13 protein-coding genes are annotated in these 13,498 nt (G+C 36.0%); 6 read left to right on the top strand and 7 right to left on the bottom strand.

The genetic code is table 11. From position 1 onward, the window contains the following. Positions 1-382: 382 nt before the first annotated feature. The 7 genes from TY03_RS17030 to TY03_RS17055 all read right to left on the bottom strand — a co-directional run bounded on the left by TY03_RS17030 (position 383) and on the right by TY03_RS17055 (position 7,158). On the bottom strand, positions 383-1,030 hold the full coding sequence (locus TY03_RS17030; RefSeq protein WP_042372298.1) for a hypothetical protein: 648 nt from the start codon (positions 1,028-1,030) through the stop codon (positions 383-385). Next, positions 993-1,175 (bottom strand): hypothetical protein, encoded by a 183-nt coding sequence (locus TY03_RS22945; RefSeq protein ID WP_074434202.1) that lies wholly within the window; start codon positions 1,173-1,175, stop codon positions 993-995. The genes TY03_RS17030 and TY03_RS22945 overlap by 38 nt, the downstream gene beginning before the upstream one ends. Positions 1,176-1,573: 398 nt before the next feature. After that, positions 1,574-2,659: a hypothetical protein gene (locus tag TY03_RS17035; protein ID WP_042372136.1), complete on the bottom strand. Its 1,086-nt coding sequence runs from the start codon at positions 2,657-2,659 to the stop codon at positions 1,574-1,576. Between the two features lie 173 nt (positions 2,660-2,832). Further along, entirely contained in the window at positions 2,833-3,750 is a 918-nt protein-coding gene (locus TY03_RS17040; RefSeq protein WP_042372138.1) for a hypothetical protein, read from the bottom strand. Between the two features lie 90 nt (positions 3,751-3,840). Next, positions 3,841-5,058, bottom strand: a complete 1,218-nt coding sequence (locus TY03_RS17045) for a site-specific integrase (protein ID WP_042372139.1) — start codon at positions 5,056-5,058, stop codon at positions 3,841-3,843. A gap of 367 nt (positions 5,059-5,425) precedes the next feature. Continuing rightward, positions 5,426-6,436: a GGGtGRT protein gene (locus TY03_RS17050; RefSeq protein WP_042372140.1), complete on the bottom strand. Its 1,011-nt coding sequence runs from the start codon at positions 6,434-6,436 to the stop codon at positions 5,426-5,428. Positions 6,437-6,456: 20 nt separating this feature from the next. After that, on the bottom strand, positions 6,457-7,158 hold the full coding sequence (locus TY03_RS17055) for an iron-sulfur cluster assembly scaffold protein (RefSeq protein WP_042372142.1): 702 nt from the start codon (positions 7,156-7,158) through the stop codon (positions 6,457-6,459). Between the two features lie 242 nt (positions 7,159-7,400). Here TY03_RS17055 and TY03_RS17060 point away from each other — a divergent pair, with 242 nt between their 5' ends. The 6 genes from TY03_RS17060 to TY03_RS17085 all read left to right on the top strand — a co-directional run bounded on the left by TY03_RS17060 (position 7,401) and on the right by TY03_RS17085 (position 13,468). Next, complete coding sequence (locus tag TY03_RS17060; protein ID WP_042372144.1) at positions 7,401-7,805, top strand: HsmA family protein; 405 nt, start codon at positions 7,401-7,403, stop codon at positions 7,803-7,805. A 111-nt stretch (positions 7,806-7,916) separates the two neighbouring features. After that, positions 7,917-8,417 (top strand): DMP19 family protein, encoded by a 501-nt coding sequence (locus TY03_RS17065; RefSeq protein WP_042372146.1) that lies wholly within the window; start codon positions 7,917-7,919, stop codon positions 8,415-8,417. Between the two features lie 7 nt (positions 8,418-8,424). After that, positions 8,425-10,170 carry a hypothetical protein gene (locus TY03_RS17070; RefSeq protein ID WP_148335700.1) on the top strand — a complete coding sequence of 582 codons (1,746 nt, stop codon included), beginning with the start codon at positions 8,425-8,427 and terminating at the stop codon, positions 10,168-10,170. A 210-nt stretch (positions 10,171-10,380) separates the two neighbouring features. Beyond that, positions 10,381-10,761, top strand: a complete 381-nt coding sequence (locus TY03_RS17075; protein ID WP_187374009.1) for a DUF3244 domain-containing protein — start codon at positions 10,381-10,383, stop codon at positions 10,759-10,761. Between the two features lie 35 nt (positions 10,762-10,796). Further along, positions 10,797-11,966, top strand: coding sequence for an ETX/MTX2 family pore-forming toxin (locus tag TY03_RS17080; RefSeq protein ID WP_042372152.1), 1,170 nt, complete (start codon positions 10,797-10,799; stop codon positions 11,964-11,966). A gap of 653 nt (positions 11,967-12,619) precedes the next feature. Next, positions 12,620-13,468, top strand: coding sequence for a hypothetical protein (locus TY03_RS17085; protein ID WP_042372153.1), 849 nt, complete (start codon positions 12,620-12,622; stop codon positions 13,466-13,468). Positions 13,469-13,498: the final 30 nt, after the last annotated feature.

Raw genomic sequence — 13,498 nt, forward strand, 5'->3', positions numbered from 1 at the left:
TAACTGTTAATTGGTTTACACTACATTTCGCTATATAACTGTACGTGTTATTTAGCATGCTATTTTTACATTCAGCAAGTATATGTGTTTGCCATTATTCAATCATTCAGAATGTATTTATGAGCGGTAAAAGTTGGTTCTAAAATTGGGCGATTGGGGGTGTACCCCCATGTTCTCTTAATTTCTGATTTTACTTTTAATAGGGATGGGGGGATTAATTAGTAGTAGGGTAGGGCGTCTAGCACTCTTATGGTTTAGAGTACTATATCCATTTTGAAATATTAAACTTTAGGCGTTTGTAAAGTCAATTTACGGTAAGGTGGGGGTTATTCGTACTATCTATTAATATATTAATAAAGGGTATAAAAAATCCCCCTCCCTATTATTGGTAGCTTAGAGTTATCTTGGGTAAATCTTTTGCGGTTATTGGATTCCATACCTTACACTGTTTAGCTGTGTCGTTGCTCAATAGTAATTCCTTTGGGATGAGCTCTATCCCTTTAGAGAGATATTTCAATAGTCCAGCCTTGTATAAATCAATATTATAGCTCTCCACGACCTTCTTTCCCATTTTTAATTTCTCAGACAACTCTTTAGCGGTAAGAAGAATTGTACTATCTTCAGCTATTAATAAGAGCTTAATATAGTATCCTTTTACCTTTATTTCTAAATCCAATTTTGTGAAAATATGGGATATAGTTATAAAATTTGGATGCTCTATTGGAGGGATGCAGTAAAGACTTCTCATTGTAAACTCATATATAGGGTGATTGATTGGTACTGGGTATTTTTTTCTAACCAGCACAGCTTCTATGTCTTTATTGAAATTCTTTAGTGCGCTTTCATTTTCTCCTGTTCGTTTGGCTAAATCCTTTACTCTCCATCTGACCTTATAATAGTCATTTCTATATAAGGATAGGCAGAAGAACCTGTATAGGTTAGGTGGATTAAGTTTGTCCACGATGGATTTATTAATGGTAGCGTAATCTTGTCTACTTGTACTTTGTAATAGTCTTTGGTCTATCTTCATATTCATTAGTAGCTGATTGAATATTGTTAGTGAATAGCAAATCTTTCTTCTCACGTTCCATTTTATAATAGTGAGCCGTACCAAAATATAGCTTGGCATCTTTTCTATTATTGAACCTTTTTCCTGTTGGCAGGTGAGTTATCATATATGATTAAATATTAGTTGATTAATAAGCCAATCTCTGTAATGCGATATAATAAGTGGTAACTTTCCCATTTCTCTTTCTTCTTGTCTTTAGATAGTTGTTAAGGCTTGCCCATAATCCAATATGGACTTTGTTGTCTTTTACTCCTTGCTTGATAGCTTTAATTCTGATTTGTTCATAAGTAAATTCCTGCATAATAATGTTTAGAATAGTGTGTCGTTTGCTAATCTGGGTAGTGGATTTATCTGTTTGAGGTACTATAAAGGTAGCCATTTTATGGGAGGTGACCTAATGATAGAACCACTATTGCGGGAATTGAACTATATGCTGTTCTGAATATCTAAGAATCTAAAAAAGAGTAAACCAACCTGTCACATTGGTTTTCTCTGTGGTTGAAGTTAGCTATTTAGAGTGCTATTAAGCATCACTTGGAAATCGTCATCTTCCTTTATCTGTTTTAGCTTCTCCTCGTTTAGGTCTAAGCTTTTTAAGTTATCCAATGCTTTGAATGCTTGCTCCTCGCCATGTACCTTTGCATAGCTGTTAAAGCCTTTAATGAAATAGCGTTTGGTGAGATATGGCATGCTGATATTGGCGGCTTTACATAAAGTTATAAAGTTGTCACCTCTCTTGATATCAACTATGGTATCTTTGGGTAATTTGTATTCTTCTCCTTTTAAAACCTTGGCAAGTACTTTCTCAGAAATGCTCTTTCTGGTATAAATCAGACCTGCTGTCGTTGGGTTAAATCCTTCCTTGATTAGATTTGCCATGCTCTTAAAGAGTTCTTCATCAGAAGTTAGGGCTGCTACACTTACTCTATCTTCCTTGCTCCAATTTCCTACAGTATTAATATTTACCAGATATTCCCCTACATTAGTAATATCCTTGATAAAAACATTAGGGATAACCATGTTGCCACGAACGGAATTGAGTTTGGCAAATGCTGTGCTTTTGTGTTGACCGTCTAAGATAACGAAGTAGCCTTCTGCCTCTTCTTCTGTTAGTGCTCTACCGTTTACATCTGTTACAGTATAGCCTGCCTTTGTCAGCTCTTTGGCTTCTACCACAATGATAGGATACGCTTCTTCATATTTACCATTATCAATAATGGCAATGAATTTGTCCACCTTCTTGGTGTTAACTGTTCTGTTGTTCTCTACAAAGGCAATCTTTTTGGAGACCTTCTCCCCTGTATTAGATAATTGGAATGTAATAGGTTCGTCTTTAAGGGTGAGAGCAGGGGCTTCCTCTTTACTATCCTTCTCTGCTATAGCTTGCTCTAACTTTTTCACAATCTGCTCTTGGGCGTGTAGAACAGTTTTATCTTGCTTCCTGTTCATCATGTTATTTAAATCCTTCTCTGCCTTAGCGAGTTGTTGCTTCAAGCTTATAGTTCGTGCAGCACCTTTAGAATTAGCATTAGTTACTCCATTACCGTTCACTGTTGCAGTCTTTCCTGCTGTCTTAGTGTTTGTTCCCATAATGTATAATATTTGATGGGTGATTTACTTGTACCCCTTTTTCTGCAAGGGGATTTGCAGGTAATCTGTCTAAAGGTGCGCACCGTTTGTTTCTGATTACGCTGCAAATGTATGGTAAATATGACAGCGAAATTAGCGTAACTTTTGAATGGAGGTTTTTACGCTACTGATTGTTAGTTGGTTATGTTTAAAAAAGAACCAATTTTAAAATCTTTGAAATCTCTCATTAGTTTGTCGAATGTGGCATTATTCTCTTTTGTGCAGACTACTAGGGGGTCACCATTGAGTAATTTGCAGTAGTGCAGAACGCATAAACAGAAATTCCTTTCGTTTTGAGTATATTTCACCTCTGGTGATTTTTCTATATGATAAGGTATATTATCCAATAGAGTTTTAAGCAGTGAATATTGGATAATTCTTTGTTGCTTTTTATTCTGCTCTCGCTCTAAAAGGTATTGAGATTTAGTATTGGCATGGCAGTACTCACCTAAAAGCGATTTTATGAATAATTGATTATGAAATTCAATGCTTTTACTTCCTACTTTAATTGTCATTGAAATCTTTTCTTCTGAAGAGCATTTTGATATTATTGATAGCACATTAGAAATTTTTTCCCCGCAGGTTACAACCATATCTTTGCAATCCTCTTTTATAAGGTCATAGAGAAACACTATAAATTCAAATGTGGGTTGTGCTTCTAATCCTAATGCTGTTATGGCTTCCTGTAAAAGAGTAAAATTATAAAATTTATCTTCTGTAAGTCCCAATTCTTCAAGAGTGCTATCACGATTCAAAAAACAACTGTAAGGTGCATTTCGTATTTGAAAGTTTCCATCAAAAAGAACTGGGTTTTCAATGCAGTATTTTTTAATGTATTTCAAATTACTTAATATCAACTCACTCTCTGCTGTGTCGTATTTATCGCTTAATTTACTTATGAAAGTCTTATCTGCATTCTCTTCTGCAATAAGTAAGTCTTCTTTTATTTCTGCTCTATCTTTTTCGCTAAGAGATTTTAAATTAAAAATTTCTTCCTCCTCAATAGGATTACTAAGATATTTCAATGTCCTTAATTCGCTCTCCGTAAACATAAGTGTTTTTATTTAGTTTGCTTGCAAGTTAAAAAAATAAACCTCACCTGCATTACTGCAAGTGAGGTAATTTAAAAAAATGGAGCTATTTTAATAATCTGCTTCTCCTGTAAATGTATCCATCAACTTATCCATCTGTTCACCTATGCACTTATCTATTAGCTTGGCATAGTGGGTAGTCATTCTGGTATTGGTGTGACCTAACATTTTGGAGACTACTTCCAGTGAGATATTATTGGCGAGCGTGACCGTACTTGCAAACGTGTGCCTACTTGTATGGAACGTGATTCGCTTGTTGATTCCACAGAGGATAGCTATGTCTTTCAGATATTTATTAACGTCTGCTGGGTCTTGGATTGGTAGCAGCTTGTCACCGCCTTTGTACTTATCTAATATAAGTTTGGCGATAGGAAGCAGGGGTATTCTGGATAGAACATCTGTTTTAACTCTACGCTTCTTAATCCAGATTCTACCTGCACCATCTTTCTCAAAGTGTTCTGCTGTTAGGGTTTTGATGTCAATGTAACTAAGACCAGTGAAGCACCCAAACAAAAACATATCCTTAGCTTTTTCAAAGCGTGGGATAGGAGTGTCGAAGTTGATAACCTTTCTTAGTTCTTCTTCGTCTAAGAAGTCAATCTCCACAGGTTCACGTTCTATCTTATAAGGTAGGAATGGATTGAACGTCATATAGGAGTTGGCAACTGCTATGTTTACTATCTGCTTTAAGAACTTCAAATGTTTGGTAGCAGAGTTCTGTGCCATCTTCTTCTCACTTAGTAAGAAAGCATGAAAGCCTTGAATGAAACCAATATTTAACTCTCGCAGGTATAAATCTTCTCTTTGATATTTCTGCTTGATATATTCTGTTAATAATCTGGCAGTATATTCAAACACCCAATAAGTAGCAGGGGCAAGATTCTTGCCTACCATCGCTTTACGTTCTTTGTTGTGGTCTGCAAGGACTTCCAGCAGAGATTTCTCCTTTAAGATTTCAACTTTATCAAAATAGGCGTCACGCAATAATTCAGCAGTGATGATAAAACCCTTATCCAGCAATTCAGCCTCTTTCTGATATAATTTAGCTTTTAGGGCAGTTAAGAAATTGTTTAGACATTTAGATTCGTCATCTTTTCCTTTTACTTGCTGTTTTACTTTATCCCAATTCGATGCTTTTACTTTTTTTCCTGTTGAAAAGGCACATCTCTCACCATTAACTGTTAGAACGACTTCTATTGAAGCAGTCCCATCTCTTTTAACTCTGCTGTCTCTTATAAAAAAGAGAATAGCGAATGAACTTCTTACCATTGTTTAATCATTTAAAATTAGACATTTGGAAGTTCTTTAAATATGGTATATCTGTCTGTAATATAGGTGGTTGTCGTTGATTCTGTGTGCAGTTTCTCAAAAACGCTAAATTGCACACAAATTGCACACAAACTATTACTATTTTAGCCTACTTTTACCCTAAAATCAACTCTTATTTGTACAGCCTATCTACAACTAAAACAGCCAATCTCTTGCCGTAAATTCAGTCAATCATTTGCCATATTCTTGATTGATTTAGAAAGGTAGGAGGGGGAAGCATCAGTAGTTCTGTGAATGAATCTGCTGAAAACAAAAATCCCTGTAACTGATAAAGTTACAGGGATTTTATATGTAGTAATTACGTAGATTACTTGCCCAAAGCTTGTGAAATATCCACAGCTACAGCTACAGTACAACCTACCATTGGGTTGTTACCAATTCCTAAGAATCCCATCATCTCTACGTGAGCAGGAACAGATGAAGAACCAGCGAACTGAGCGTCTGAGTGCATACGACCCATAGTGTCTGTCATACCATAAGAAGCAGGACCGGCAGCCATGTTATCAGGGTGAAGCGTACGACCTGTACCACCACCTGATGCTACAGAGAAATATGGCTTACCAGCCAATCCGCGCTCTTTCTTATAAGTACCTGCAACGGGGTGCTGGAAACGAGTAGGGTTAGTAGAGTTACCGGTGATCGATACATCTACACCTTCTTTCCACATGATTGCTACACCTTCGCGAACATCATCGGCACCATAGCATTTTACTTTAGCACGATCGCCGTCAGAGTAAGCAATTTCGCGTACTACCTTCAATTCTGAAGTATAGTAATCGAACTCAGTCTGAACATAAGTAAAGCCATTGATACGTGAAATGATCTGAGCAGCGTCTTTTCCAAGACCGTTCAAGATACAACGCAAAGGCTCTTTACGTACTTTATCTGCTTTTGCAGCAATTTTGATAGCTCCTTCGGCAGCAGCGAATGATTCGTGACCAGCCAAGAAAGCGAAACATTTAGTCTCTTCGCGAAGCAACATAGCAGCCAGGTTACCATGACCGATACCAACCTTACGGTCGTCGGCTACCGAACCCGGAATACAGAATGCCTGCAAACCCAAACCGATAGCTTCGGCAGCTTCGGCAGCGTTCTTACAACCTTTCTTGATAGCGATGGCAGCACCTACAACGTAAGCCCACTTTGCGTTCTCAAAACAGATAGGTTGAGTTTCTTCACATGTTTTATAAGGATCGATGCCTACTGCTTCGCAGATAGCATTTGCTTCTTCGATGTCTTTGATGCCGTTAGCGTTCAACGTATCGATGATACCTTTGATACGACGGTCTTGACTTTCAAATTTTACTTCTCTAATCATAATTCTATTTCCTCCTTATATTATTCGTGACGTGGATCAATGTGTTTAACTGCTCCCTGTTCTGCTGTTACGCGACCGTATGTGCCGGTTACTTTCTTCAAAGCTTCGTTTGCATCGGTACCTTTTTTGATTTCGTCCATGAACTTACCCATGTGAACGAACTCATATCCGCAGATCTCATCGTTCTTATCCAAGAAGATGTTTTTGATGTAACCTTCGGCCATTTCAAGGTAACGAGGACCCTTAGCCAATGTACCGTACATTGTACCTACTTGGCTACGCAGACCTTTACCTAAGTCTTCAAGACCTGCACCAACGATCAAACCGCCTTCTGAGAAAGCCGATTGAGTACGTCCGTAAACGATCTGCAAGAAAAGCTCACGCATAGCTGTATTGATAGCATCGCAAACTAAGTCGGTGTTCAAAGCCTCAAGGATAGTCTTGCCCGGAAGGATCTCGGCAGCCATAGCAGCAGAGTGAGTCATACCCGAGCAACCGATTGTTTCGATCAATGCCTCTTGGATGATTCCTTCTTTAACGTTCAACGTCAGCTTACAAGCACCTTGTTGAGGAGCACACCAACCAACACCGTGTGTTAAACCTGAAATATCAACGATTTCTTTTGATTTTACCCATTTGCCTTCTTCGGGTATGGGAGCCGATCCGTGGTTAGGACCCTTCTTTACAACACACATGTGTTCCACTTCGTGTGAATAAGTCATAATTAGCTCTTTTTATTAGTGATATAATTAAAAAATATGTAGTCGTGATTTTTAAATCGAACGCAAAGTTACTCCTTTTATTCATTTGTGCAAATCGGCTCTTATTACTTTTTTGTGAAAAAAGGAAAATACAACTTGAGAATTCTACCGTTTGTAATGTGTGGATAGCATTTATTGTTTTTCTTCTCTTTAATGAAACCTTACGGACGGTGTAATTGTTTCTTCTGCAAAAATAAAGTATTATGGAACTTAATCAGGTAGATGTGCATTTCTTAATTGTAGCAATTTGTGTGATAACTTCGGCATTGGTTTTTTATACTATCGGCGTTTGGGGCGAACGACTTCAAAAGAAGTTAAAGTTCTGGCATCTGGTGTTTTTCTTGCTTGGCCTACTCTCCGATACGGTGGGTACAGCCCTGATGGAGCATATCGCTCAGATAACTCATTTGCACGATGAAATACATACCGTGACCGGTGTTATTGCTATTTTATTGATGTTTGTTCATGCGCTATGGGCTATCTGGACGTATGCCAAAGGGTCCGAAAAAGCCAAAGCACATTTCAATCGGTTCAGTATCGTGGTGTGGTGTATCTGGCTCATACCTTATTTTATAGGAGTGTATATGGGTATGTCACTGAATCACTAAATCTGGTTGCTTTTTGGAGCAGTTTTAACTTCTATCATGAAGATTAGAGGGGCAATTGACGCAATTCAGAAATAAAGTTAGTACATTTGCACCATTAACAGTACTGAATATATGATAGAAGTGAAAGATTCTGCCCTGCAAGCAGCAGCCGGCGAAGGTATGGATGAATTCATCCAGGTATTTACCGACAAATATAAAGAGGTGATAGGCGATGAGCTTACTGCCGAAACCATGGCTCTCCTTAGCGGTGAGCAGCATTCCTTATTGGCTTATCAGCTATTTCGCGACGAAATAATGGTAGGTGGATTCTGTCAACTCATTCAAAACGGTTATGGCGGCTACATCTTTGACAATCCTTTTGCTAAGGTAATGCGTCTTTGGGGAGCCGAAGAGTTTTCGAAGCTGGTCTATAAAGCAAAGAAGATTTATGATGCTAACCGTGTCGACTTAGAGCGCGAACGCACCGAAGAGGAGTTCATGGCCATGTACGAACCTTACGAAGCTTTTGATGATTTGGAAGAGGAATATTTCCAGATGGAAGAGAAAGTAACAGCCACCATCGCAGCTTATGTGGATGATCATTTAGAACTATTTGCGAAAATAATTAAATAAGTGCACTGTGACTAAAGGAGTATTCTTTTTAAGTGGATGTTTTTTAGCTATATTTTTGTTAGTCACTTCTTGCCATAAGGATATGATAAATCATCCTTTGCTTGCTCGTGCAGATTCTTTGATGCTTCAATACCCAGATAGTGCATTGACTGTTTTGCGTGGAATTCGAATTGACGAACTCAGTACTGTTGATTGTTTGGCAAAATATGCTTTACTTTTAACTCAAGCGGAAGATAAAAACTATATCTTACATTCTGACGATTCATTAATACATTCCGCTGTTAAATACTACGATTCCATCGGAGATCTTTCTTTAAGGGCAAAGTCTCATTATTATTGGGGAAGAGTATTCCAAGATAAAAAAGATCATTTAGCGGCTGCTCGCGAATTTATAATTGCTGTTCCTTTGGCAAAGAGACTTGATGATGCTGATTTGATGAGTCTGCTGTATAGTAATTTAGGATATGAGTATTATTTACGCGGATTATATCTAAAAGCTGATTCATTATATGCGTTAGCCGAAAAATTGGCTATACAGATGGGGTACTCGTCTCGCTTAGCAGTAGCACTTGCTAAACGTGGTGATATTAATTTATCTATTGGTACGAATGAGTCTCGTGCTAAGGCACAGCGATATTTAGAGGAGGCTTTGATTATTGCCGCCAAAACAGATAATAAGTGGATTGAAAGTTCTGTATTGAATTCTTTAAGCATTCTCTATGAAGCAATAGGAGAAACGTCTAAGGCAATGTCTCTTGCTCAGAGGGGAGCAACTTTATTGGCTGATAAACAATACGCGCTTAGCGGTTTTCATTTATTAAAAGGTAGTCTATTTTATAGTGAGCATAACTATGATTCTGCAAGATATTATTTAAACCAAAGCCTTTCTACTGATAATTATTACACTAAGGCTGGTGCATATATGTACTTGTCTTACATTGCTGAAAATCAAAAGCTTTTGGATGAAGCTATATATTTTAAAAATTGTTATATTGTTTGCGCTGATTCTATACAACAACGGAGATGTGTAGATGATGTTGTTATTCTAGAGAAAAATAATCAGATACAATATTATGCTCATTTATTGCAGAAATATCTACATCGATATAAGATCAGCTTATTCGTTTTATTTATAGGTATTATAGCTTTAACTATTTTATATGTTGCAATTTATCGTAAATCTCGCAATAGTGCTGATGTAAATATTAATAAGGAAAAGATACGGTTGATAAAGCTGAAAGATAGCCTGAACTTATTGCATGCTGATTTACAGAATAAGGAACTTGAAATAACAGAGCTACAAAAACTACTTTCTGAAACAGAAGAAGATAAGGGGCGGATTTATAGTTTATCAGTTCAGATAGCTAATTTGCGTACTCAAAGAAATTCTTCATTTATTCGATTGATGAATAATTCTAAATCTTATTCTATTTTGTTGATGTTTATTCAACAAAAAAAAACTACTTTTTACGCCAAGGACGAATTTAAAGATAATGATTGGAAAAGTTTAATCGCAGATATCAATTATTATTCGAATGGTTTTACAGAACGTTTAGAGTCAAAATATATATTGTTGAATAAGAATGATATAAGATTTTGCTGTTTATGTAAGATTAGATTAAGCTACTCTGACATGGCAATAGTTATGGGGCGTACTCTGGACGCTATGTATAAAAAGAAAAGTTCGATTTTGCATAAAATGAATTTGCATTCTTCTCAGTACCTATTAGGTGATATTCTGGATAATATTTGATATTACTTTCCTCTCTATTTTGTTTTTTTTCTAATAGTTACTTGTTTTATTTTTTTGTATTTATCCTATAGTCAATGATTTACTATTATTCTTTTGACTGCTTTTTAACATAAAACTCTTGTCGAATTATAATATATTATATTGAATGTTCACTACCTTTACTTCGTCAATTTGTATATGTTTGATAACCTAATAAAATAGATGAAGTTTATGAAAATGTCTTTAATTGTCTTTATTTTTTTTATTCTGTTCTTGAGCGAATTGCAAGCCTTTGAGCCTATTATGGAAAATGAGATACCGATAAAGGGGAAGCAAGAAGGTGTAGAGGCAGGGAGTATAGCACGTGATGCTGCTAATGTAATGTTCAGTGCGTCTTTGTTTAGTAACACTCTTGTTATCGATTTTGATGTAATCATTGAAAGTACAATAGTAAGAGTGATAGATATGAGCAATGGTAAATTGATTTATTCGGACTTTTATGTTAACGTCAAATCATTGTCATTTCCTATTAATCAAATTGGTGATTTTCGGATAGAGGTGCAAACTAATGGTGGAGATTTTGAAGGCTTTTTCCCCATTTTATATATATAACGTGCACATTATTATTTATTTAAGCTGTAATTATTATGAAAAAGAAATTATTTTTATTAGTGAGCTTTTTATTGATTTTGTTTGCTTGTGAGAACACAGACGCTGTTTGGGATCATCCTATAAATGAACCAGTGAGTAATTCTATGGTTGCTAGAAGTTCTAGTTATGATCTTATTGGACAATTAAATGGAATTCCTGTTAATTTGAAACAGGTTTCTAGTGGGAAGCTTTTGAGTGTTTACAGTAGTGGGAATAGTGTTGTTTTAAGCGACTCTGATGATGGTAGTATGCGGCAGAGGTGGTACATTAATATGAAATCTAATGCTGTTATGGACCCCTATTTGATTACTTTAGTAGGGGGGAATGATGAGTTTAATGGTGGATTTCTTGGTAGAGTAAATAAGGTAGTTTCTGAGCCTTATCCTATCCTTTTTTCGAAAAGTCAGTCTTCTTTTTTTAATGGTGTAAGTTTGTCAATGATACCTAACACTTCGCACTACTCTATATCTACTGTGCGGTTGAGTGATTCTGTTTTTCCGCCAATTTTTCCAGAGTATGACTATTTACAATCAAAAAACAATGATAATTATGCTTTAATTCTTGGAAATAGGATTAATGATGGTAGAGCATATTGGGAAATCATACCAGCCGAAGAATTTAAAATTGTAGGTATAAGATACGAGACTAGTGTTAATAGTCAATTTTCTGTATCTCCTAAGCTGATAGTTATTAAAAAATTAATTAACAATACGGAATTTGAAGCAACAAGAACTGTAGGATTCGAAGAGACTTTATCTACTACATCTAGTTTTACAGAAACAGAAGGTGTTCGAGTTTCTGTTTCTGTAAGTGCTTCGATGAATATTGGTATTCCGTCTTTTGGAGGAGGGTCAATTGATACTAGTAATACAACAGAAAACAGTTGGTCATATCAGGCTGGTAATTCAGAGACGAAAACAGAAAAAATTAGTGAGACTGTAACACAAGTTTTGCCTCCTTATACTACGCTTACAGCCAAACTTATGGCTTATGAATATAAAGCAACTGTAACATATATTGCGGAAATGGTTGGTTTGACAACAGGCAAAAAAATATATCTGAAAGGGGCATGGAGTGGAGTTTCTGTTAAGGAATCTCAAATAGTTTTGGAGAATGATGGAACATTGGTTCGGAGAATAATTGTTGTACCCAAAAGTGTAAACTAATCTTTGATTATTATGACCTGTAAGCTCTAAACGGATCAAATTCCTAGAGTTTACAGGTTTTTTATATAATACAAGGCACTGCTGTATCACTATTAAAACTTCAAATAGCTCTTTGATATATTTAAAGTTTAGTCAGTTAGATGTTTTTTAGCAATATAGATTCTAACTCATAGCTTTACACCAGATTAGTCTGATGGCATTTGCTCCAAGTAAAATATGTTTTCGCTCCGTTGGCTTCGGTTCGATCGAAGTAAGCTCAACCGTATTGTGGTTAGGTATGACGGTGGCTAATATTATGAAGTGTTACACATGTTGTTCCAATTAATTAGTAATATGGATAGTCATTGGGATTTCTACATAGAAAAGAGGGAGGGTGTCTGATATATTTATTGCAATGATGATTTTATACTGAATAACTCTTCCGATTTCCACTTCTGCTTGATAGATGACTTCATTCTAGTCGCGATTCTCAGATTTTTCTGTATGCCTTTATCGCAAATTCGTTCAAAAGCCATCTTTACGGAGAAATAATACTGCGCCATTATTTGTTAAAAAATAAATAATGGCGCAGTATTACTCAAGTATTCACGTTTACCTATTATAATTATAAATTAGATTTTATATCTTTGCAAACTCTAAAAAAGAAAAGACTTATGAAACATGTGAACTTTTTGATGGTAGCCTTAATGATAATAATGGGCACGACAGTTACTTCTTGTATGAACGGAGAAGAAAATACAATTGTTCAAGGAATGGAACCTATGCGAGTGAAATCTGGCTATATGGGTATGTCAAACTCATTCATATCAGGAGGAATTGAAGTTGTACCAACTAATTCTACTTTGATCGATTTACCTTCTGAAACAAAGATTGCTTTGGTCGGCTATAAATATGATAGAGCATTACAAGAAATAACACCGAATACTAAAAAACTAAATGTAGAGCTGTTAGGTAAACCTCAATCTATTGATGCACCGTTGAATATATGTCCGGCTAAAGATGATGTTCAAGATGTCAAATCGACCCATGCTATTGCTACTTTATCTGTTGTTAGCGGCTATTCTGCCATCGAACCTTATGTGCTTCCGGTATTGAAAGGAATGATCTATGACGGTGCTAAGGCCGAATATTATTTAATATCTCCTGTTGGTTATAAAATAAAAGATTCTCAGAAAGAAGATGAACTAAAGGCCGAATTGAAAAAACATTCTTTTACAATGATTCATTATTTAGATGAAGTTGAATCAGGTGAAACCTCAATGGTTGTTTATCTACGCCATGTAATAAGTGGAGATGATACTACAGGTGATAAAGTTGAAAGAACAATGAATTATGCCGAATATAAAGCGTTTGATTTGACAACTGCAATTGTTGAGTTCAAAAAGAAAAGTGGTGTGAACCCGACTAAGGTCATTGTTAAAGCAATGGAAAATACATCTTCTGACGATTTGAAGGGAGCGAATGAGAAGTCATACGAAAAAAGTATTAAAATAGAAGAATAATTGAATTACAAAGAACTATTTAAGATAACT

It is taken from the genome of Bacteroides neonati, from assembly GCF_000499785.1.
Taxonomy (GTDB): domain Bacteria; phylum Bacteroidota; class Bacteroidia; order Bacteroidales; family Bacteroidaceae; genus Bacteroides; species Bacteroides neonati.

Coding starts and splice junctions, on each gene's coding strand:
- TY03_RS17030 (WP_042372298.1), bottom strand. CDS start 1,030: ATGAAGATAGACCAAAGACTATTACAAAGTACAAGTAGACAAGATTAC.
- TY03_RS22945 (WP_074434202.1), bottom strand. CDS start 1,175: ATGATAACTCACCTGCCAACAGGAAAAAGGTTCAATAATAGAAAAGAT.
- TY03_RS17035 (WP_042372136.1), bottom strand. CDS start 2,659: ATGGGAACAAACACTAAGACAGCAGGAAAGACTGCAACAGTGAACGGT.
- TY03_RS17040 (WP_042372138.1), bottom strand. CDS start 3,750: ATGTTTACGGAGAGCGAATTAAGGACATTGAAATATCTTAGTAATCCT.
- TY03_RS17045 (WP_042372139.1), bottom strand. CDS start 5,058: ATGGTAAGAAGTTCATTCGCTATTCTCTTTTTTATAAGAGACAGCAGA.
- TY03_RS17050 (WP_042372140.1), bottom strand. CDS start 6,436: ATGATTAGAGAAGTAAAATTTGAAAGTCAAGACCGTCGTATCAAAGGT.
- TY03_RS17055 (WP_042372142.1), bottom strand. CDS start 7,158: ATGACTTATTCACACGAAGTGGAACACATGTGTGTTGTAAAGAAGGGT.
- TY03_RS17060 (WP_042372144.1), top strand. CDS start 7,401: ATGGAACTTAATCAGGTAGATGTGCATTTCTTAATTGTAGCAATTTGT.
- TY03_RS17065 (WP_042372146.1), top strand. CDS start 7,917: ATGATAGAAGTGAAAGATTCTGCCCTGCAAGCAGCAGCCGGCGAAGGT.
- TY03_RS17075 (WP_187374009.1), top strand. CDS start 10,381: ATGAAAATGTCTTTAATTGTCTTTATTTTTTTTATTCTGTTCTTGAGC.
- TY03_RS17080 (WP_042372152.1), top strand. CDS start 10,797: ATGAAAAAGAAATTATTTTTATTAGTGAGCTTTTTATTGATTTTGTTT.
- TY03_RS17085 (WP_042372153.1), top strand. CDS start 12,620: ATGAAACATGTGAACTTTTTGATGGTAGCCTTAATGATAATAATGGGC.